We start from the raw sequence: 19675 nt of genomic DNA, 5'->3' as shown, positions 1-19675 counted from the left end.
CTCCCGAGGAGAGCTCGATGCCGTTGCAGACGATGTCGTACTGCCAGCCCAGGACGTCCCCCTCGCCCGCCCCGCCTGCAACAGCCCAGCCCCTCCCCACGTGCTGCTGCCCGCACCACGGCCCGGCGCCCCACCGCCCTCGGCCCTCCCACCCGCGCCGACACCGAGGATTGCGACGTGACCCCCGAACTCCGCACCGCCCGGCTGCACTTCATCCCGTACCGGCCCGAGGACGAAGAGCACTTCGTCGCCCTGCTGCGTGACGAGGAGGTGTGCAGGTGGATGGGCCAGGACCTGGTGCCCGAACCTGAAATCCGCGCGCTGTTCAAGGCGATCCTGGCCGAGGTGTATCCATGCCGAAGATTCGACGTGTGGGGTGTGTGGCAGGACGGCGTGTACGTCGGCCACGCCGAAGTGAAGAAGACCGGGAACGTACCCGGCCACGAATTGGTGGCGGCTCTCCTGCCCCCGTACTGGGGCCGGGGCCTGGGCGGTGAGGTCGTCACAGGACTGCTGAGACACGCGGCCGACGATCTCGGCCTGACCGAGGTCTGGGGCATGGTCGGGGCGGAGAACACCGCGAGCCTTGCGATGTGCGAGCGGCTGGGTTTCCGATACGTACGGGATGTGGTCGGCGACGACGGAACGACGAGCAAGATGCTGACGATCGCCACGATCCCCACGATCCCCACGGCCTCCGAAGTGCTCACGACGCACGAAGAGCCGGAGGGCGCCGGGCAGGCGCCGGCCGGGAGCTGACCCCGAACGCCCCCTGCAGGGAAGGCCGTTGAGCCGAATTTAGTGGCGGCGCCAGCGGTGCTACGTCGGGCCGCCGCAGCCGCAGACGGTGGGCCACCCTCAGGTGTGGATCGGAAAGGACGCCTGGAATGCCAGGCGGTCGTCGGCCGCGTCGCCGATGCGGGCGAGAACCTCGTCGAGCGCGATGAACTCCTCCCATGCCGCCCTGCCCGTCGCTTGAGCCAGCGTGGCCACGACGAGATCGTCCAGGTCGGGAACACGCTTGTTCTTCCAGATCTTGTCGGCGAGGCTGACGAGGAGGTCGTCCAGGCCGACCCCGGCGTCCGCCCATGTCGCGTGCGTCGCGGCGAAGCGGGCCAGTTCCGGGCTGATGCCGTGGCCGAGCAGCAGAGCCTGCCCAGCCTTCTCGTGCGCCGACCCGGGCCCGGAGAGCTCGGCCAGGTGCACCGTCTTTCCCACATCGTGCGTGGCCGCCCCGAAGAGCACCGCGTCGCGGTCGAAGGCGACGGCGGGGTAGTGCTGTTCCACCCACTCGACCAACTGGTGCGCGACGTCATGGACTGCACGCAGGTGAGCTGCCAGTCGCGGCGGGCTCTCCAGTTCCGACAGAAGGTCTGCGACACGAGCCGGCAGCGGGAGCAGAGAGGGTTCGACCGTGCCGCTCATGGCTCTGGACAAGGGGGAGTTGGTCATCACCGCGTCAGGGTGCTGACGATCGAGGGCACGGGGTCGCAGCCGGTGAGCGGCGCCAGACGCTCCACCGCGCGCCACTGCGCGGGGGAGGGCAGGTTGCCCCCGAGCGAGGTATCAGGCCGGCGGCTCCGCGAGTTTGGCGGCCACCGCGTCGAGGACCCAATCCAGGCCGGTCGTGAAGGATGTCTCGGCGTCCACATCCGTACCGTCATGCACCATCCTGGCCAGCGCGGGGAAACGCCCCGTGGCCAGCATGCGCGTGACATGCGGACCGGAGGCCCGCTGCCAGTCGTGCTTGGACAGACCCGTAGCGCGTTCGGCCCGCAGATTCGCGATCTCGCGCCTGATCGCGCCGATGAAGTACGCGCTGACGGTTTCCACGGCCCGCATGACGGTGTCGACATCCGGGTGGCCGCCGAAGGGGGCGAGCGTGGCCTCGGTCACGGCAAGTCCGTTCGGCCCCAGGGCAGGACGACCGCCGAGCAGATCGGCAAGCCACTCATGACGGAGGGCGGCCCGCCTGGTGCACTGGGCGAGGGCGCGCAATGCCTCGCGCCAGTCTTCGGGCTGGTCAGCGGGCACGATCTCGCCTTGGACCTCGTCCACCATGAGGTCGAACAGCTCCTCCATCGAGGAGACGAATCTGTAGAGCCGCATCGGGCCCGCGTCCAGGCGCGCGGCCACCTTACGTACCGAAACCGCCTCAAGCCCGCCCTCGTCTGCCAGTGCCACGGCGGCGGCGACAATCCGCTTCCGGTCGAGCGGCACGGGGCGAGCCGGCGGCTCCGGTCGGTCCCACACAGTCATGGTGACACCGTACCGCCGCGATGCACCGTATCGCGCAGCCATGCGGGCGTACGGCCACCAGGCTCGGCTCCGTACCGCTGTCACGCACCGCACCGTTGTATTGCGCCGCCCGTAGAAATACAGTGTATCGATATGAGACATCGCATTGCAGTGGTCGGTAGCGGACCCGCCGGCCTCACCTTCGCCCGTGTCCTGCACCGCCACGATCTCCTCGTCACCGTCCTGGAACGCGACCCCGCCCGCGACGCCCGCCCCGCAGGCGGCACGCTTGACCTGCACGCCGGCATGGGCCAGCTCGCTTTGGCCAAGGCGGGGCTCTCGGCGGAGTTCGAGACGCTGTCCCGTCCGGAGGGGCAGGCCATGCGCATCCTGGACACGGACGGGACCGTGCTGCGCGACTGGCGGCCCCGCCCCGAGGAGCGGAACAACCCCGAAATCGACCGCGGGCATCTGCGTGATCTGCTGCTCGGCCCGCTCGACGTCCAGTGGGGGCGGGAGGTGAGGCAGGTGGTGCCGGGGGGACGTGACGGCGTCGCGGTGCACTTCGCGGACGGCCGGCGCGAGACGTTCGACCTCGTGATCGGCGCCGACGGTGCCTGGTCCCGGACCCGCCCGGCAGTCTCGCCGGTGACGCCGCACTACACCGGCGTCACCGCGATGGAGACCTCCCTGCACGACGTGGACAGCCGCCACCCCGAGTTGGCCCGATTGATCGGCGACGGTTCCGTGGCCGTGTACGGCGTGAACCGAGCTCTGGTCGCCCAGCGCGGAAATGCCGGGCACGTCAAGGTGTACGCCCAGTTCCGCGCACCGTCGACCTGGCACGCGAACCTGGACCTGACCGACGTCGAGGCCGTGCGGTCGAGCCTGCTGGCCCGATTCGACGGATGGGCCGCCCCCGCCCTCGACCTCCTCCGTCACGGCACGGCCTTCGCCCACCGCCCCCTGTTCGTCCTGCCCGCCTCGCACACCTGGACCCACGTCCCCGGGGTAACGCTCCTGGGCGACGCCGCCCATCTGATGCCCCCGTTGGGAGCGGGCGCGAACCTCGCGATGCTGGAAGGTGCCGAACTCGCCGAGTCCATCGCCGCCGACCCCGACGATCTGGATGCGGCCGTCCGCGCCTTCGAGGAGCAGATGTGGGCACGGGCCGGCAAGTGGGCGAAGATCACGGCTGCGGGCCTGGAACGCCTGGTGAGCCCGGACCCCGCACAGGCACTTGCCCTCTTCGACCAGGTTCAGCCGTCCTGACCGCACGGCGGGCCGGCCATCCTCGCGTTTTCCCAGCCTCGCGCCCTCCGGCCCCGCTGAGCTCACTCGGCTCATTCGTCGTGCGCAGGCGGGACCAACGTCCCAAGGCGCTGGGACCGAGACCAACTCGATGACCGATGTCCGCAGGGATGGGTTGGCGGTGCAATGGAGTATGCCGAGTCCGTGGCAGAGGCCGGGCACGGCGGATCATTCGCTGCTGGAAGAAGGGTGGAAGCATCCCATGCTCGTCATCGAATCCCGTGCGGCAGACACTGCCGAGGCCCGCCGCGCCACCGCCGGCTATCTGCGAAGCGCTTGTCCGTGGGCCGACCACGAGGCGGTCGTTCTGGTCGTCAGTGAGCTGGTCGGCAACGCCGTACGGCACACGGAACGCGGCGAGTGGAACGTGTGTCTGCGCATCGAGAACGCGACCCTGACCGCCGATGTCCAGGACACCAGCAGCGCTCTTCCGGCCCCACGCCGGCCCGACCTGGCCGAGGGAGGGGGTATGGGATGGCACATCGCCGAAGACCTCACCTCCAAGCTCACCGTCCTGCCCCATCCCGGCGGCAAGACCATCCGAGCAGAGTGGCACGCCGACGACGCCGCCCCGGCGAAGCACCGGGTCGGCAGTGGAGAGCCCCTCATGGCGAGCCACTAGCGCACTCCACGACGGTGGCCCCACGACTACTGAAGTAGCCAGGGGTCAACCCGTTCCCTGACGCCGGCCGACCCGATTAGAGATCCCCTGGATCCCGTGGATTCCCTGGATCCCGTGGATCCTCTGGACCGCAGGTCTAGTCGTCGGCGCTCGGCACAGCGAGGGGGTCGGAGGGGGCCTTCTTCTTAGCCGCCTCCATCTTCTCGCCGAGTTCGGTCAGCTGATTGCGGCCCATCGCCTTGCGCAGCTCGGGGAACCAGTCCTTCTCCTCTTCCTCCACATGGTGGCGGACGTTCTCCATGAGGACCGTCATCTTGGCGTCGAACCGCTCGTCCCTGGGATCAAGGCTCTTGAGCTCGGAGAGCATCCACAGCACGACGTGGTGTTCCTCGACGCTCTCCAGGGCCTGGTCCTTCGTGTCAGGGGCAGCCTCACGGGCCGCAGGATAGAAGATCTTCTCCTCGATCCACGTGTGAGTGGTGAGTTCCTCGATCACCTGGTCGACGATCTTCCGCTTCTCGGCGTGAGCCTCGTCGCCGGCCTTCTCGAAGGCCTTGAAGAGCTTCTCCACCGTCTTGTGGTCTTCCTTCAGGAGCACAATGCCATCCACGGGTTCTCTCCCCGGCTCGCCGACAGGGCCGCCGAACAGCGCGCCCGGAGACCGTGTACCCCGGTCCCGCCGGCTATGACAGCGCATCCCCCTGATGGCTCATGCTCTGGCCTTGACACCTCTGGCCTTCGCCGCGCCGCTTCGCAGTGGCCGTGCGTCAGTTGTGCAGGGCCTCTTCGAGGGATTCGCGGCAGTCGATGACGGTGTCCACCCCGACGATGCTGAGGGTGCGCATCACGGTCTCCGTCGGTGCGGCCAGGCGCAGCCAACCGCCGTCGCCGGTCAGGGTGTTGTGGGCATGAATGAGGATGTTGATGCCACTGGAATCGATGAACGTGACCTGGTGCAGGTCGAGGACGATGTGCGCGTGTGGAGCGCCGGTGGCGTCCAGGGCCTGGCGGAGGACATCGCCGCTGTGGTGGTCGATCTCTCCGGTCACGGTGATCACGCGGACGCCTTCGACGTCGGTGGCCACGACCGACAACTGCTCGGGCTGTCCGCCGTGTTCCGTGCCCGCCGTCTCTGTCTCAGCCATGAGGAGATCCTGGCATATGCAGACCCCGGACCACAGTGCCAACAGGCGTGATACGGGCGGCGCTCGGGTGTGGTGGATCTGACAGAAGCGCTGGGTGTGATCCGCGAATGCGCGGGTACGCGCTCTGACGCTGAAGGGGGAATCAATGATGGCCGTGCTGGAAGCAGACCTGGTGACGGAAGATGAGAGGGAAGACGCGAGCGAGCAAGCGGGGCGCTCCATACATGCCGCAGCGGCGCTGGACGGGGACGGCCCGTGCATTGCCCAAGCCCGCCAAGTTGCGTCGGGCTTCCTGACCTTGGCGCAGGCCGAGCACGGTGTGCTGATCTCGCAACGTGGCATGGACCTCACACGCCTTGTTGTCAGCGAACTCGTCACCAACGCGGTGAAGTACGCCCCGGGTCCGGTCCTGCTGGACCTCAGTATCCAGGACGAAACGGTCAGAATCTCGGTGTGGGATTCCGATCCTGTGCTGCCCATCGCGCGAGCTGCGGACGCAGGCCGGGTGGGACAGCACGGGCTGGAGATCGTCATGTCCGTCGCGGAAGGGTTCGAAGCGCATCGGGAGAGGGTCGGCAAGCGCATCACTGCCAGGATCGCTCTCCATGACGCAGCCGGCCACGCGAACCCCGCATAGCACGTCGACGGCTCCAGCGAGGCGTCCGGCCAGACACCAGGCGTTCGTATCCGGTGTACATGTCCGGTGTACGCGTCCGGTGCACGGGTCCGGTGTACGTGTCGGGCGCCGGGCCCGCCTCGGGCCCAAGCTCAAGTCCACCTATCACGGTGAGTGATTCGGCCCGGGGTTGCGAGCTGTACAGCCGTCCAACTGACCGCGCCCGATGGCTACTTGGCGCCTTGGGCCAGCGCCCGTCAAAGGTCAACTTGACTCAAGCCGCCGTCGCAGTGTGTCCCGGGTCTTCATAGCCCTGCTCGGCCCCGCCGCGAGGGACGATCGCGCGCCCTCGGGCCAGCTGGTCGACGTACTCGGCCTGCGCACTCCTCAGGAGGTCGTGCCAGGAGGCGACACCCGGCCGTCGGCGAAGGAGAGCCCGGCGCTCTCGCTCCGTCATGCCGCCCCAGACCCCGAACTCGACGCGCTGGTCCAACGCATGCGCCAGGCATTGCGTGCGGACTGGGCAGTTGTTGCACATGGCTACGGCGTCCTGTTGGCGTGCCCCTTCGGCGAACATCGCATCCGCGTCGGTCTCCTTGCAAACTGCCTGGTCGCTCCAGCCCAGCAACACCATTGGCCCCTTCGTACGTTCGTCACTTGCCAGGGAGGTCCGCCGAGTCACAGCGGGATGCGCGATCGGTGGCTGTCCCGCGGGGTGTGCGCCGCCCTCGCCGCACGTATACCCCCATCCGGTGATTTCGCACGGCAGAAAGGACCAGGATTGGTGACCGATTGGTGAGGGATGACCCTGGACTGGTGAGCTCATCCGCGCACGCCTGGTGAGCTCATCCGCGCAGCTCTGCGGGGCCGAGCCGACGTGCGGTTCACCGGGGAGATCCGTACTGAGCCAGGACTCCAGAGTGTCGGAGGGCCGAGAATCGAGGCCGAAGACCGCTGACGAACGGGAGATGACCGTGCAGCAAACGCTGAACCTCTGGCGTCGACAGCTCGGAGAGGTACCCGATTCGGTCTGGCGGCGGACCGACCTCCGGGTACTGATCCTCGCGGACAACGGGCTCACCACCCTCCCGCCCGGCATCGGCCGGCTCCACCAGCTGAACACCCTGGACCTCGGCCACAACGCGCTGACGTCGGTGCCCGAAGAGCTCGGCAAACTGACCGAACTCAGCGACTGCCTCTACCTGCACGACAACCAGCTGTCACGGATTCCCGATGCGCTGGGAAGCCTGACCCGGTTGCGTTACCTCAACGTCGGTGAGAACTCCCTCACCGCCCTGCCGGAAGCCATCGGGGGGATGACCGGGCTCATCGAACTCAGGGCACAACACAACCAACTCGCCACCCTGCCCAAAGCCATCGGCCGGCTCCGTGACCTGCGTGAGCTGTGGCTCCGAGGAAACGCGATCGAGCACCTCCCGTCCTCGACAGGCGAACTGATCGAACTGCGCCACCTGGACCTGCGCGAGAACCACTTGTCCGACGTTCCGTACTCGTTGGCCGGCCTCCCCCATCTGCGCCAGATCGACCTGCGGAGCAACCGCCTCGGCCACCTGCCCGATTGGCTCGCCCTCCTGCCATCGCTGGAGAAACTGGATCTGCGCTGGAACGAGGTCGATCCCTCCTTGCCGCTCCTCAGCCGGCTGGAGCGGCAAGGGTGCGTGGTCTTTACGTGACCGGGATGACACCACGCTCTGCGCGAGGCAGAGGTGGCAGGATGCGGGTGTGGATACCGGACAAAGGGGCAACGCGGCGGCCGCAGGGCGACGGCCCAGCCGGCCCAGTCGAGCGATGGCGGTGCCCGTGCCTGCCGGCGTCGAGTCGGCCCCGCGCCGGAGCGGCTCTGCCGCAGGCTTTGCCCATGGGGTCGCCTGATGGCGGGTGGCAGCGATCGGAATGCCTCGTCCGGCGAGGCCAAGGGCAGGGGCGGGAGGGGGAGCCGGGGCGATGAGCAGAGGCATGGGGAGCCGGACGAGCAGGCACCGATCTCCGAGTTCCTTGAGGACAGCGTCGAGGACCTGTACGACAACGCCCCGTTCGGGTATCTGTCGACGCTGCTCGACGGAACGATCGCCAAAGTCAACGCCACGCTGCTGGACTGGCTCGGCCGCAGCCGCCCGGACCTCGTGGGAACGCGGTTCGCGGACCTGCTCACCGTGGGCGGCAAGCTCTACCACGAAACGCATTTCGCTCCCCTGCTGCTCATGCGGGGGGAGGTCAACGGCATCGCCCTGGAGCTGAAGACCGCGGACGGGGGCCGGCTTCCGGTGCTGGTCACTTCTACGGTGAGAACCGGCGAAGACGGGCGGCCCTTGCTGATCCGCACCACACTCTTCGACGCCCGCGAGCGCCGTGCCTACGAGACGGAGCTGCTGCGCGCCAGCCAGGTCGCACGCGCCGCCCAGGCGGCAGCCGAAGCGGCCCAGGCCGCCGCGGAGGCGGCCACGGCGCGTGCCGAGCAAGCCTCCGCCGCGGTCGAGGTCGAGCGGGCACGGCTGGCGGTGCTGACCCGAACCCTCCAGCAGACCCTGCTGCCGCCCGTACTGACACCGGTGCCGGGCCTGGACGTCGCCGCCTCCTACCACGTGGCCTCCGTCGACGAGGTCGGCGGCGACTTCTACGACCTGTTCCCGCTGGGCGAGGGACGCTGGGGGCTCTTCCTCGGGGACGTGTGCGGCAAGGGCGCACAAGCGGCGGCCGTCACCTCACTGGCCCGCTACACCCTGCGCGCAGCCGCGGCCTACGATCCCGATCCCGCCGCCGTGCTGCGCAACCTCAACACCGTTCTGGCCTATGAGCACCAGGGGTTCATGCCGCGGTTCTGCACCGTGGTGTTCGGCGTCCTGACCCCGGCCACCGCCACCGGCAGCGATGGGCACGAGACCGGGGCGTTCTCGCTGACGCTGGCCGCGGGCGGACACCCGCCGGCGCTGCTGCTGCGCGCCGACGGCACCGTCGACGTACTGCACACCCGGCACGGCCAGCTGATCGGCGTACTGCCCGACCCGTACATCGCCACCACCGACGTGACGCTGCAACCCGGCGACACGCTGCTGCTCTACACCGACGGTCTCACCGAAGCCCACACCGCCGTACCAAACCGCGACCGCTACGGCGACGAAGCACTCGTAGATTTCGCCGCCGCCCTGGCCCCCACCACCGCCACCGCAACCGTGGCGGCGGTGGCCGACCTGCTGGACACCTTCGGTGACGGCGTGGACGACGACACCGCCGTCCTCGCCCTGAGCGTGCCCGCCCGACCTGCTGAAGGCAGGCCTGCATGAGTACCCAGCTGAACATCACGACCACCGCGAGCTCCGCCGGTCCCATCATGGCCCTGACCGGTGAACTCGACCACGACACGGTCCTCCAGGTTCACCAGGCCCTCCTGGCCCTCGAACTCCACACCGGCCAGCAGCTCACCGTCGACCTGACGCACCTCACCTTCTGCGACTCCTCCGGCATCAGCGTCCTGCTCGCCGCCCGCAACCGCGCCATCCGGGACAGCGCCTTGTTCGCGCTGGCCGCTGTTCCGGCAGGCACCGTCCGGATGTTCGCCATCGTCGGCCTCGACCGGGTACTGCCGGTGTTCCCCACCGCCGACCAGGCCGTCGCCACGTGGACGCGTACTGACGACCCGTCCTGAGCGCCACCCCTCCGACGAACGGGGCCCACGGCGCAGCTGCCGTTGGGCGCCTGTGCCCTCGGGCAGGATCACACTTCCTCAACCGAGCCTGCATCGGCGTGCTGCGGGTCAGGTCGAGCGAAAGCCGGCTGTGAGGCAGGCCACCAGCCGGCCCGGTGCGTCTTCCTGGAGGAGGTGGCCGGCCCCCTCGATCCAGTGCAGTTCGGCGTGCGGGACGCGTTCGTGCAGCCACTCGGCGTACTTCGGAGGAAGGATGCGGTCTTCGCGACCCCAGACGAGCCGCACCGGGAGCGACAGATCGCCCAGCAGGTGCTCGTACGCGCGCGTGTCCTCCTGCCTGATCTGGCTGTACTGGCGGTAGAACGCCGCCTGGCCAGAGGGCCCCCGCCATGGCGCGAGGAACGCGTCGAGGACACCCGGCCGGAACCCGGTGTGCGTGGCGTGCCGTAGGTGAGCGGCGACCAGCGCTTCGTGGGCGTAGTCCGGTAGTGCCTGGAAGACGTCCTTGTGCTCCAGGAAGAGTTTGAAGAGCCCTCGCTCCCACTCGCCGCCGCTCACCGCGTCGAAGAGGGTCAGATCCCGATAGCTCCGTTGTTCCAGCAGCAAGGTCCGCAGCGCCACCGCACCGCCGATGTCGTGGGCGACGACGCTGGGGCGGGACAGCTCCCAATGGTCGAGCAGCCGGGCGAAGCGCCTCGCGTGCGCCGCCAGGCTGAGGTCCTGCCCCTCGCGCTTGTCGGACCGGCCGAAGCCGAGATGGTCGAAAAAGAAGACCTTGTGCGTCATGGCGAGTGCCGGAGCGATCTCCCGCCACAGGAGGGAGGAATACGGTGTGCCGTGCACGAGCACGATGGGGTCTCCGCTACCCAGGGCCCCCCACCGCATCACTCCTTCAGGGGTCGCGCATTCCTGGTCAAGTACCCACTCCATCAGCCCACTCACATCCTTCCGCAGGAACAACATCGTTCCCTTGGAGCGTGCCCCGATGCCCCATGGCTAAGGGGGTACCTCGTGCGACATACCGCTCGGCACGGGGAAATGTCTCCGGAGCAGCACCTCAATGGGAGCAGTGTCGTACGGAACCGACTGCGCTCACGCCGAACGTCCATTCGCGGAAAAGTGCTGGTAGTCCGGCGGGCTCCAGCGGCCGCCCCATTGCCAGCCCACGCCACGCATCGCCTGCATGATCACATCTCCGGGATGGATCATGCCCTTCGCCTGGCGTGACCGGTCCAGGAAGGCGGCACCGGCTGCCGGGTAGACCTTCTCGTTCACATCGACGTATGGGTTCTCCAGGGTGTTGATGTCGACCGCGTCCCCGTAGGAGTGCTGCGACACCTCGGACGGATCGCCGGTCACCGCACGGCAGTTGAAGGCCGAGGTGTTGTCGGCGGCCATCGCCGCTTCGTCGTCGCCGTCGAACTCGGCCATCACCCGCATCTGCCGGATGGGAAACTTCGCTTCCAGGGCCTGCCCGAAGACCTGGAGCAAAGGGGCCACCGCCCGTGCGCGCACGACGAGTTCGCCGCGGTGCACCTGGTCGTCGAACCCCCAGTGGTTCATCTGAACGAGACGCAGATCGGACGCCGGTACCGGGCAGCCGGGGTGCCAGCTGAGGCCCAGTTTGTCCGGCGGGACGGCGGTGACGACTGCGTCGAGCGGGTCGAGCGTAGTGACCTGCTGGTGAGCATCGGCGACAGGGGCTGGGAGGGCGCAGAGGGACAGGGCGTACATCGCGAGGGCGACGGCGGTGCGGGACCGGATCTTGATCACCGGACAGGCTTAGCGCGTCCTGCCCGTCCGGTCACGCTTGTCGCCGAGTGTATGGATCACCGGGTGGAAACTTCCCCCGAATGCAGCGGTCCCTCCCGTCGTGCGTCGTTCATGATCAGGCGGGCGTCGAAGATCGCGACCCACCAGTACCAACTCGACCTTCAGCAGCGGACGGCGACGGACGGCGACGGACGGCGACGGACGGCGACGGACGGAAGGGCGGACGGGCCGGACCTGGGCTTCACATCTTCGGGCCCGTCCACTGCTTGCGATACGTGGCACCGAGATCCGGCGGTCGTCATGACACCTGTGGCTCACGTGGTACCCGTGGTACACGTGATACCCGTGCTAACCGTGGCCCCCGGTCGATGACGACATCGTGCGGGGGCCACGGGTGCCGCGGATCGGGTTCTGTCAGCCGTCGGACTCGGGCGACGGCAGGTAGGCGCCCGGTACGTCAGCGGGGGCATAGAGCTTGCCGTCGCCCGGGTACGGCGTGGTCCAGTTGTGGGTCTGGTACCACGTGTACCGGTTCATCTGCGTGGGGTTGGCGTAGTCGGGCACGGCCTTCGAGCCGGTCAGCCGTTGGTGCGATGCCCAGGTCTTCCACTGCGCCGCGAGCTTCTGCTCGGCCGGTGGCACCTGCACCGTCGTCGGCGCGGGCGCCGCCGCTGTGTCCTGCGGGGCCGGGGTGTCCGTGCCGCAGGACGGCTGGGGGGTCACGCCGAGAGTGAGTGAGGTCCGGTTGGGGACGGCCCTGAAGGGCGTGTTGTCGGGCTTGCGGGTGAACGCCCCGGTCATCGGGGTGGCCGCGCTGTCCTTCTGGTTCATCGGGTGGATCCCGAGGATCTGCTCGATGGTGCGGATCATCGTGATCTGCGAGTAGTAGCGGTGGTCGACGGTGCCGTGCGCGGCCCACGGGCTGATGATCTGGACCGGGGCTCGGTGGCCGTCGACGTGGTCGAGGCCGGCCTGGGAGTCGTCCTCGACGACGAAGATCGCCGAGTCCTTCCAGTACTTGCTGTGCGAGATCTCGTCGACCATCCGGCCGACCGCGAGGTCGTTGTCCGCCACCTCGGCGGCAGGGTTCGCCGGGCCACCGGTGTGGTCGTTGGAGAACCAGAACATGTTCAGGTTCGCCGGACCGTTCTTCTCGAAGTCCTGCTTCCAGATCTCGTTCTTGTAGATGTCCGGGACGCCCAGGTCGAACAGCGGGAAGCCCGGCACCGAGACCTTGTTGAGCGACGGGATCGCCGAGCCGGTCTGGATGGGATAGGCGGTCCCCTGACCGGTCGGGGCCATGTTTTTCGAGTCGCAGTACAGGTTCTGCCAGGTCGCGCCGGACGGCTTGCTCTCCAGCGACTGGAACTCGCCGTAGTCCTTGACGGACTTGCCTGCGGCCTGCGCCCCGGTCCAGATGAAGCCGGACTTCTGGTGGCCCAGGGCGTCGTCCTCGGTGTCGTAACTGCGGGTGTACTCGCCGGCCGACGATTCGGTGTACTCCGGATTGTCGGACTGCATCAGCCAGTTGTGGCCCTCGGCCGAGTTCGTGCCGATGTCGTAGAAGTTGTCGTACAGCCCGAACTGCTGGGCCAGAGCGTGCTGGTTCGGCGTCACGTTCTTGCCGAACTGGGTGAGCGACGGGTCGCCGTTGCCCTGCGGCAGGTCGCCGAGGACCTGGTCGTAGGTCCGGTTCTCCTTGACGAGCAGGAAGACATGTTTGATCGTCGAGGGGTCGCCGAGGCGGGCGGGGACCGGTACGGGCTTCGCGTGGGTCTCGTTTTTGGCCGAGGTGACCGAGCCTGTGGTCCAGCCGTTCTGCCGAAAGACCTTGGCCGTCTGGTTCCTGATGACGTGGTCGCCGGGCAGGGTGAACTGCGTCAGGCTCGACGTCGTGTCATGGGTGCCGTGACCGGTGCTGCCCGCCGCGCCGGGACGGCGGGCGTCGATACCCCGGGTGTTGGAGACGACCACCTTCTTGCCGACGGTGGTGATCTCCGCGGGGAAGTAGTCCGTGGGGAGCAGACCGACGTAACTCGCGGGCTGCTGTGGGGAGTTGTAGCGGTAGACGGCCACCGCGTCGGCGCGACCGAGCGTCACGAGCAGGTGCCCGTCGTCGGTGAGGGTCACCGCATTGGGCTCGAAGCCGACCGACGCCTCCGGCCAGGGCCGGGTGGCGATCGTCTGGACGACCCTGTCCTTGCGGGAGTCGATGACCGACACGCTGTTGTCGGCGGTGTTGGTGACGAACACCGCGCCGTTCTTGGCGTACACCGCGGTCGGGTGGAGGCCGACCCCGATGCTGCCGACGGCGGCGGTCGGGTCCGCCAGGCCGATGACGCTGACCGTGCCGGTGGTGGTGGCTCCGGTGGCCGGGTCGGCCGGCACCTGCGTGCCGTAGGAGTTGATCGTGGTGTCGCCCGCCCTTGCCGGACGCCCGCCCTCGTTGCTGACGTAGAGCTTGTCGCCCACCAGAGCCACGCCGCGGGGGGCGTTGCCGACGGCCCAACTGTGCTTGATGGTTCCTGTTGCCGCGTCGAGGGCGACCACCTTGTTCTGGCCGTTGACCGCCGCGTACACGGTGGAGCCGTCGGCCGAGAACACCGCGGCGCCGACCAGGGCGTGCCGGGAACCCTCGACCGGGATCGGGACGGTCACGGGGTTGGACAGGGTGCCGTCGGTGGCCACGGTGAACGTGGTGTAGCCGTCGCTCTGGCCCAGCCACAGGTGCGTGCCGTCGGGGGAGTACGCCGGGCCCTCCTGGCCGACCGCGGCGCTCTTGATACGCAGGTCGTCGGCCGCGTTGGTGCCGACGCGCTGCTTCACCCGGCCGGTAGCCAAGTCCATGATCACCAGTGCGGCGTCGCCGTCGGTGAGGGTCGCGGCGAGGTGGGTGCCGTCCGGGCTGGGGGAGGACGACATGATCTTGCCGTCGTTGAGAACGGTACGGCTGCCGTACGGGGCGATGTACTGGTCGCTGGAGACGACCTGGCCGCGGGCGGTGACCTGGCCGACCTGTTCGGTGCCGAACTGGTACGTCGAGGCGACCGCGGTGCCCGTGACACCGAGGGCGACGGCGATGCCCGCCGTCACCAGGGTGGCGCGGCGGCCCACGCGTCTGCCGAAGAAGTCGATCTGAGCTCCCTGAGGTCCCGGGGCTTCCTGAGCTCCCTGAGATTCCTGGGCTTCCTCGGCTTCCCGAGCTGTCTGGCCTGTCTGGGCTGTCTGGTCTTTCTGGGCTCTGTGATCTCTCGCAGTGATCCGACGTCGGCGTGTCACCTGCACGGAACTGTCCCTTCGGTGGTGTCGAGCCAGGGGCGAATCGGGGGGCGAATGGCGAATCGGGAGGCGGATCCGGGCCGGGGCTGGGGGCGGGCGCTTCAGTGGGTGTCGAGCAGCTCGACGTTGCCGTCGAACTGCCACAGCGGGTTGGGCGTATCCCCGGCCGAAGTCCGCACCAGGAAGTACCCGTTGACCTCCTTGGGGCCGTCGCCGTCCGCCACGTACCTGCCGTCCGATGCGATGTCCAGCTGGTAGACGGCCGTCCCCGTGACCGCGACCCCGGGCAGGTGCCAGGTCACGACGCACCGCCAGTCGTTGCCCGCGCCCTCCTGGGCTTCTCGGCCGTCGCTCTTGGTGCACGCCGCCACCGCCCGCAGCTGCGTCTCGGTGACGGCGGGACGGTTCAGCTGCCGGGTCTGCATGCGATAGAGGTGGGCGAATGCCGTGGCGACAGAGCCCTCGACTTTGGGCCGGTCGATTCCGGAGCTCGTCGACGGGGCCGCCGGCGTGACGAGGACGATGGTGAGAGCGGTCAGCGCGGCGAGCGGAAGGAGCCCCACGACGACCGCGCGGCGCCCGGAGCCGTCGTAGGCCGGATTGGTGAAGTCACGCCGTACGAACAGCAGATACGCCAGCGCCGTCGCGAGCGTGGCCCACACCAGGGCGACCGCGGTGGCGATGAGGAGCGGGCCGAGCTGTGCCGGGCTGGTGAACAGGCCGTTCCACACGATGAAGGCGTAGCCGGGCAGGGCGAGGCGTACGGCGACAGGGAGGGGCAGCATCTGGGCGACCTGCATCGCGAGCGTGATGAGCGCGGGCAGCAGCAGCCCGGTCGGGGACCGTCCGAGGGCGACTGATCCGAGCAGACCGATCGCGGCGAGCGCGAGGGTGGGCGCGAGGGCGCAGGCCCAGGCGAGCAGGACCCGCACGGCGGCGTCTGCGGGCGACAGGAGCCTGCCGTCGAGCCCGACCAGCGGACGGTCGCCGACCGACAGGAGACCGCCTGCCGCACTGGAACAGGCCAGCCCCGCCAGGAGCACCACGATGACGGTGACGCTAGCCAGTGCCTTGGCCACGAAGATCCGCCGGGGCGACCGGACCGCCACCAGCAGGTGCCGCCAGGTCCCGAGCCGGTCCTCGGCGGCGAACACGTCGCCGGCAACGAGCGAGGTGAGCAGAGGCAGCGCCCAGACGCCCGCGAAGCCGAGCATCACCAGCGGCCCCGCCCAGCCAGTGGCGTGCATCCACCGACCGAAGAGCGTGTCGGACGGCAGCGTGCTCTGCTCTCCCACTCCGGCCACGAAGAGCCCCGGAGCGATCCAGCAGGCGAGGACGAGAAGTCGGATCCGCCACTGCGACGTCAATTTGACGAGCTCGAAGCGGTAGACCCGTGCCACGCGGACGCGGCGGGAAGCGACGGCGTCGGAGGCAGTGTCGGATGCGATGTCGGAGCCGGCCGTGGTGGTGGTCATGGGCCGGCCTCCTGCTGGTCGGTGAGGGCGAGGAAAGCGGCTTCCAACGGCGAGATCACGGGAGCGAGTTCACGCAGCGCGATGCCGGACCGCACGAGCGCGGCGACGAGTTCGTCGAGGGCGTCCGCCCGTGCGGCCACCACGAGCACGTCGGTGTCCTGGTCTGTGTCGCAGTCGTCCGCGATCCGCACCCCGGCCGTGTCGGCGGCCATCCGACGTGCGGCGCGGGGGTCACAGGTGCGCAGCCGGTAGTGCAGTTCGCGGTTCTCGGCGGCCAGCTTGTTCAACGGGCCGGAGAAGACGACGCGTCCCGTCGCGAGGATGGTGACATCGGAGCACAGCGACTCGACGTCGTCCATGCGATGGCTGGAGAGCACGATGCCCGTGCCTTCCTGCGCGAGCCGGGTCAGGACACCGTGCACGTGCTTCTTGCCGGCCGGGTCGAGCCCGTTGGACGGTTCGTCGAGTACGAGAAGCCGAGGGCGGGTGAGCAGGGCGGCCGCGAGTCCGAGCCGTTGACGCATGCCGAGGGAGAAGCCTCGGGTGCGGTCGTCCGCGACGTCGGTCAGCCCGACCTGGTCGAGCACGTCGTCGATCCGCGGCATGCGTTCGCCGGCTGCGCGAAGGGCGGCCAGCGCCGCGAGGTTCTGCCGGGCGGTGAGCGAAGGGTAGAGGCCGGGGCCGTCCACGAAGCCCGCGATGCCGTCGGGAGCATGGGATGCCCGCCCGACCGGTGTGCCCAGGATCTCTACGCTGCCGCTGTCCGCGACGGAAAGACCGAGCAGGAGACCGAGCAGTGTCGTCTTGCCGGCGCCGTTGGGCCCCACCAGGCCATGGATCCGGCCCCGGGCCACATCCAGATCGACGCCGTCGAGCGCGACGACGTCGCCGAAGCATTTGGTGATCCCACGCGCGCGGACGGCGAGGAGTGCGTCCATAGTCCCTTCTTCCCCAAGTCCCAGGAAACCTAGGGGACGTCACGCCGCGGGGACACGGGTGACTGGCTGAACACCCAGGGAACGGATCGTCAAAGCATGGGCAAGTCCGTGTACGCGCGAGGGCCCGAACGGGGCCGGACCGGGACAATGCCGGGCGGGCCCCGGCCGGGCCGGCTTCGGGGGGACGAAGATGAACTAGGGAGGTGCCGGGCTACGGCATCTGCTCGCGGTTCGCGCCGCCGGCTCGGGTGGTGTCCCTGTGGCGAGCGGCCAGAAGGGCGACGAGTGCCACGATCGGCACGATGAGCGCCAGCGTGACGGGTCCGGTGCCCCAGCCGAGTCCGGCCCGGCTCGCGGGTACTCCCATCCAGTCGGCGAACGAGGCGCCCAAGGGCCGGGTCAGGACGTACGCCGACCAGAAGGCGGCCACCGCGTTGAGGCCCAGGAAGCGCCCGGACAGGGCGGGTACCGCGATGAGCGCGGCGAAGAGGAATCCGGAGGTGAGGTAGCCGAGGTCGAGGGTGCCCGCGGTGAGGTCGCCGAGTGCGGTTCCCAGCGCGAACGTGATGAGAACGGTCGCCCAGTAGAAGGTCTCACGGCGTCGCGTGCGGATGCTGTGGATGGACAGCGTCCGCTCGCTGGAGTACCAGGCGACGAAGATCGCGGCCAGCGCCACCGCGAAGGTCACCGCGGAGACGGCGTACGGGACGCCGGCCACGACGTGCACGACATCGGCGGCCATGGTGCCGAAGACGCTGACCATGACGATCGCCGACCAGTAGGTCCATGGACGGTACCGGTCGCTGCGGAGCTGGAGCACCAGGGCGACGACCAGCCCCACGAGCCCGAGGCCGCCGGCCGGGATCGGCCCGAGAGTGCGGCCCAGGTAGTCCGATGCGGTCTCGCCCATGCCGGTGGTCAGCACTTTGACGATCCAGAACACGGCCGTCACCTGAGGCACCTTGCTCCAGCCGGCGTCGACGGGACGCGCGGCTCCGCGCCGGTGCCCCGGTGACCCCGGCCTGGTCACGGCCTCACTGATCGGCTGACCCATAGTCGTTCCCGCCCTCTCGGCACAAAGCGCCGCGATCCTCAACTGCCCCTGATCCACGGCCTGTTGAAGCTGCTGAAGTCGACGCGGAAAAACCCCCGCCGACGAATGTCTACGTGACTGTAGACGATCGGGCTGGGGGGCGGACGGGGAGGGGGCCCGGGGGAGTGGGCCGGTGGGCCGTTCCCTGCGACCAAGGCAGCGCCGGCGTCATGGGCCGGGCGAGGAGATCGTCGTCTTCGAATCCGGCGGATCGAGCGACACGCGTTCGGCTTCATGGATACGGGGTGCCCGGGATTACACGGCATGCCCAGGGGGCACGGGGTGCACGGCTACCTGGCGGCGTGGGCGGCGGCAAGGGGTTTGGGGGTTAGAGGGTCAGGGAGTTGTGGTGTGGGGCGTTCCGGGCTGTGGCTGGAGGATGTGCGTGCAGGGCGCGTGTGCGGAGGTGGCGGTGGGGATACGCATGCGGCGCATGAGGTCGCGTGTGGTGCGGGTGCTGGGGGTGTCGGGTGTGCTGGTCCAGGTCGTGCCGGGGTGGCAGGAGCGGAGGTGGGAGAGTGCTCGGGTGCCGAGGCCGGTGCTGTGGAAGCGTTCGTCGATGGTGACGGTGGTGATGATTCCCTGCGTGCAGCGGTCGCAGTAGCGGTAGTGGATCTGTCCGACGACCTGGCGTATGTGGACGAGGAGCAGGCAGTCTTCGCCGGGGCCGGAGCTGTCCGGGATGTGCGTGGACAGGAAGTCGATCGCTCGATACGCAAGGATCCTTCGTCGCAGCCGACCGGTGAGCCGGAACCGGCCCAGGCCCGAATGCCTGGCGCCGGTTCGTCCGTCCGAAGCGGAGCTTGCGGCGGGAGCCAGGCCGAAGAGGGTGGTGGCGGGACGCGCATGGTGTCCGTGCATGCGGTTCGTGTGCCCACACCTTGCGGGCTCACCCCTCCCGGGGGCGTCTCGGCGCATCGACTGCGAGGGAGTTGGGGCTCTGGGCCTTGATGCCGGTCGGGTCTGACCAGCTGAGCTGGGGCCTGCGGCCACTCGGTCGGGGATCGGCAGACGAGGCGGCAGCAACTTGCGCTGCAGATTATGCAGTCGGGGTGCCGTGCCCGCGGCGGTCGCTGCCGCTCCAGCGCGGGCATCCCCCCGGTCTTCTTCCGGCAGGTCAGGGCAGGGCAGGTCAGGCTCGTGCGGGCTGGTCCTCGGTCATGCCGGCGCGGAGCTTGGTGAGGATGCGGGAGAGGAGGCGTGAGACCTGCATCTGGGAGACGCCGAGTTCGGTGCCGATCTCCGCCTGCGTGAGTTCCTCGCCGAACCGCATGCTCACGATCCGCCGTTCGCGCTCGGTCAGTTCACCCATCAGCGGAGCGAGGGACTGGAGGTTCTCGACCTTCTCCATGCCCGGGTCCTCCGTACCGATGAAGTTGATGAGGCTGCGGCCGCCGGCCGTTCCGCCCGCCTCCTCGGTGTCGGTGGACATGTCGAGCGAGCCGGCGGTGTAGCCGTTGGAGGCGACGAGGCCCTCGACGATCTCTTCCTCGTCCATGTCGAGGTGCGCGGCGAGTTCCC

The 19675-nt window shown here is 68.9% G+C and carries 20 protein-coding genes and 1 pseudogene; 7 read left to right on the top strand and 14 right to left on the bottom strand.

The window, feature by feature from the left end:
* The first annotated feature begins 177 nt into the window (after positions 1-177).
* Positions 178-759 (top strand): GNAT family N-acetyltransferase, encoded by a 582-nt coding sequence (locus AB0D31_RS33095; RefSeq protein ID WP_362730126.1) that lies wholly within the window; start codon positions 178-180, stop codon positions 757-759.
* A 99-nt stretch (positions 760-858) separates the two neighbouring features.
* On the opposite strand, the gene AB0D31_RS33090 is transcribed toward AB0D31_RS33095, so the two are convergent.
* The 3 genes and pseudogenes from AB0D31_RS33090 to AB0D31_RS33080 form a co-directional block, all read right to left on the bottom strand.
* Positions 859-1452: a phosphohydrolase gene (locus AB0D31_RS33090; protein ID WP_362730129.1), complete on the bottom strand. Its 594-nt coding sequence runs from the start codon at positions 1450-1452 to the stop codon at positions 859-861.
* Positions 1453-1475: 23 nt separating this feature from the next.
* Positions 1476-1574 (bottom strand): annotated as a pseudogene (locus AB0D31_RS33085) (flavin reductase family protein); the annotation flags it as partial.
* Positions 1567-2259, bottom strand: a complete 693-nt coding sequence (locus AB0D31_RS33080) for a TetR/AcrR family transcriptional regulator C-terminal domain-containing protein (protein WP_362730123.1) — start codon at positions 2257-2259, stop codon at positions 1567-1569. The pseudogene AB0D31_RS33085 and the gene AB0D31_RS33080, both read right to left, overlap by 8 nt.
* 132 nt (positions 2260-2391) lie before the next feature.
* Between AB0D31_RS33080 and AB0D31_RS33075 the strand changes: the two genes are divergently transcribed.
* Complete coding sequence (locus AB0D31_RS33075; RefSeq protein WP_362730120.1) at positions 2392-3510, top strand: NAD(P)/FAD-dependent oxidoreductase; 1119 nt, start codon at positions 2392-2394, stop codon at positions 3508-3510.
* 241 nt (positions 3511-3751) lie between these two features.
* Positions 3752-4171: an ATP-binding protein gene (locus AB0D31_RS33070; RefSeq protein ID WP_362730117.1), complete on the top strand. Its 420-nt coding sequence runs from the start codon at positions 3752-3754 to the stop codon at positions 4169-4171.
* A gap of 136 nt (positions 4172-4307) precedes the next feature.
* Here AB0D31_RS33070 and AB0D31_RS33065 read toward each other — a convergent pair whose 3' ends face one another.
* Entirely contained in the window at positions 4308-4781 is a 474-nt protein-coding gene (locus tag AB0D31_RS33065) for a hemerythrin domain-containing protein (RefSeq protein WP_362730114.1), read from the bottom strand.
* A gap of 157 nt (positions 4782-4938) precedes the next feature.
* Positions 4939-5316 carry an STAS domain-containing protein gene (locus tag AB0D31_RS33060; protein ID WP_362730111.1) on the bottom strand — a complete coding sequence of 126 codons (378 nt, stop codon included), beginning with the start codon at positions 5314-5316 and terminating at the stop codon, positions 4939-4941.
* A 145-nt stretch (positions 5317-5461) separates the two neighbouring features.
* Here AB0D31_RS33060 and AB0D31_RS33055 point away from each other — a divergent pair, with 145 nt between their 5' ends.
* Positions 5462-5953, top strand: coding sequence for an ATP-binding protein (locus tag AB0D31_RS33055; RefSeq protein ID WP_362730108.1), 492 nt, complete (start codon positions 5462-5464; stop codon positions 5951-5953).
* Positions 5954-6206: 253 nt separating this feature from the next.
* Here AB0D31_RS33055 and AB0D31_RS33050 read toward each other — a convergent pair whose 3' ends face one another.
* Positions 6207-6566 (bottom strand): WhiB family transcriptional regulator, encoded by a 360-nt coding sequence (locus tag AB0D31_RS33050; RefSeq protein ID WP_362730105.1) that lies wholly within the window; start codon positions 6564-6566, stop codon positions 6207-6209.
* Positions 6567-6900: 334 nt separating this feature from the next.
* Between AB0D31_RS33050 and AB0D31_RS33045 the strand changes: the two genes are divergently transcribed.
* The 3 genes from AB0D31_RS33045 to AB0D31_RS33035 all read left to right on the top strand — a co-directional run bounded on the left by AB0D31_RS33045 (position 6901) and on the right by AB0D31_RS33035 (position 9596).
* A complete protein-coding gene (locus tag AB0D31_RS33045; protein ID WP_362730102.1) occupies positions 6901-7626 on the top strand; it encodes a leucine-rich repeat domain-containing protein in 726 nt (241 codons plus the stop codon).
* Positions 7627-7824: 198 nt separating this feature from the next.
* Positions 7825-9234 (top strand): SpoIIE family protein phosphatase, encoded by a 1410-nt coding sequence (locus AB0D31_RS33040; protein WP_362730099.1) that lies wholly within the window; start codon positions 7825-7827, stop codon positions 9232-9234.
* Positions 9231-9596, top strand: coding sequence for an STAS domain-containing protein (locus tag AB0D31_RS33035; protein ID WP_362730096.1), 366 nt, complete (start codon positions 9231-9233; stop codon positions 9594-9596). The genes AB0D31_RS33040 and AB0D31_RS33035 overlap by 4 nt, the downstream gene beginning before the upstream one ends.
* Positions 9597-9704: 108 nt before the next feature.
* Here AB0D31_RS33035 and AB0D31_RS33030 read toward each other — a convergent pair whose 3' ends face one another.
* From AB0D31_RS33030 to AB0D31_RS32995, 8 genes are all read right to left on the bottom strand, one after another.
* Positions 9705-10526, bottom strand: coding sequence for an alpha/beta hydrolase (locus AB0D31_RS33030; protein ID WP_362730093.1), 822 nt, complete (start codon positions 10524-10526; stop codon positions 9705-9707).
* A gap of 162 nt (positions 10527-10688) precedes the next feature.
* A complete protein-coding gene (locus AB0D31_RS33025) occupies positions 10689-11369 on the bottom strand; it encodes a M15 family metallopeptidase (RefSeq protein ID WP_362730090.1) in 681 nt (226 codons plus the stop codon).
* Between the two features lie 414 nt (positions 11370-11783).
* On the bottom strand, positions 11784-14483 hold the full coding sequence (locus tag AB0D31_RS33020) for a bifunctional YncE family protein/alkaline phosphatase family protein (RefSeq protein WP_362730087.1): 2700 nt from the start codon (positions 14481-14483) through the stop codon (positions 11784-11786).
* Positions 14484-14749: 266 nt separating this feature from the next.
* Positions 14750-16123 (bottom strand): ABC transporter permease, encoded by a 1374-nt coding sequence (locus tag AB0D31_RS33015; protein ID WP_362730084.1) that lies wholly within the window; start codon positions 16121-16123, stop codon positions 14750-14752.
* On the bottom strand, positions 16120-17061 hold the full coding sequence (locus tag AB0D31_RS33010) for an ABC transporter ATP-binding protein (protein ID WP_362730081.1): 942 nt from the start codon (positions 17059-17061) through the stop codon (positions 16120-16122). Before AB0D31_RS33010 ends, AB0D31_RS33015 begins: the two co-directional genes overlap by 4 nt.
* 211 nt (positions 17062-17272) lie before the next feature.
* Positions 17273-18115: a hypothetical protein gene (locus AB0D31_RS33005; protein ID WP_362730078.1), complete on the bottom strand. Its 843-nt coding sequence runs from the start codon at positions 18113-18115 to the stop codon at positions 17273-17275.
* A gap of 375 nt (positions 18116-18490) precedes the next feature.
* Positions 18491-19015: a hypothetical protein gene (locus AB0D31_RS33000; RefSeq protein ID WP_362730075.1), complete on the bottom strand. Its 525-nt coding sequence runs from the start codon at positions 19013-19015 to the stop codon at positions 18491-18493.
* A gap of 271 nt (positions 19016-19286) precedes the next feature.
* The coding region (locus AB0D31_RS32995) for a sigma-70 family RNA polymerase sigma factor (protein WP_362730072.1) at positions 19287-19675 on the bottom strand (389 nt) is incomplete at its 5' end.

It is taken from the genome of Streptomyces sp. NPDC048361 (genome assembly GCF_040651795.1).
Classification (GTDB): domain Bacteria; phylum Actinomycetota; class Actinomycetes; order Streptomycetales; family Streptomycetaceae; genus Streptomyces.
Note: the sequence above shows the minus strand (reverse complement) of the source record. Positions and strands in the feature narration are given on the sequence as shown.

Bases quoted from the DNA above. Each gene is read 5' to 3' on its own strand.
- AB0D31_RS33005 (WP_362730078.1), bottom strand. From the start codon at position 18,115: ATGGGTCAGCCGATCAGTGAGGCCGTGACCAGGCCGGGGTCACCGGGG.
- AB0D31_RS33060 (WP_362730111.1), bottom strand. From the start codon at position 5,316: ATGGCTGAGACAGAGACGGCGGGCACGGAACACGGCGGACAGCCCGAG.
- AB0D31_RS33090 (WP_362730129.1), bottom strand. From the start codon at position 1,452: ATGACCAACTCCCCCTTGTCCAGAGCCATGAGCGGCACGGTCGAACCC.
- AB0D31_RS33055 (WP_362730108.1), top strand. From the start codon at position 5,462: ATGATGGCCGTGCTGGAAGCAGACCTGGTGACGGAAGATGAGAGGGAA.
- AB0D31_RS33010 (WP_362730081.1), bottom strand. From the start codon at position 17,061: ATGGACGCACTCCTCGCCGTCCGCGCGCGTGGGATCACCAAATGCTTC.
- AB0D31_RS33050 (WP_362730105.1), bottom strand. From the start codon at position 6,566: ATGGTGTTGCTGGGCTGGAGCGACCAGGCAGTTTGCAAGGAGACCGAC.
- AB0D31_RS33015 (WP_362730084.1), bottom strand. From the start codon at position 16,123: ATGACCACCACCACGGCCGGCTCCGACATCGCATCCGACACTGCCTCC.
- AB0D31_RS33045 (WP_362730102.1), top strand. From the start codon at position 6,901: ATGACCGTGCAGCAAACGCTGAACCTCTGGCGTCGACAGCTCGGAGAG.
- AB0D31_RS33030 (WP_362730093.1), bottom strand. From the start codon at position 10,526: ATGGAGTGGGTACTTGACCAGGAATGCGCGACCCCTGAAGGAGTGATG.
- AB0D31_RS33035 (WP_362730096.1), top strand. From the start codon at position 9,231: ATGAGTACCCAGCTGAACATCACGACCACCGCGAGCTCCGCCGGTCCC.
- AB0D31_RS33075 (WP_362730120.1), top strand. From the start codon at position 2,392: ATGAGACATCGCATTGCAGTGGTCGGTAGCGGACCCGCCGGCCTCACC.
- AB0D31_RS33000 (WP_362730075.1), bottom strand. From the start codon at position 19,015: ATGCACGGACACCATGCGCGTCCCGCCACCACCCTCTTCGGCCTGGCT.
- AB0D31_RS33070 (WP_362730117.1), top strand. From the start codon at position 3,752: ATGCTCGTCATCGAATCCCGTGCGGCAGACACTGCCGAGGCCCGCCGC.
- AB0D31_RS33080 (WP_362730123.1), bottom strand. From the start codon at position 2,259: ATGACTGTGTGGGACCGACCGGAGCCGCCGGCTCGCCCCGTGCCGCTC.
- AB0D31_RS33040 (WP_362730099.1), top strand. From the start codon at position 7,825: ATGGCGGGTGGCAGCGATCGGAATGCCTCGTCCGGCGAGGCCAAGGGC.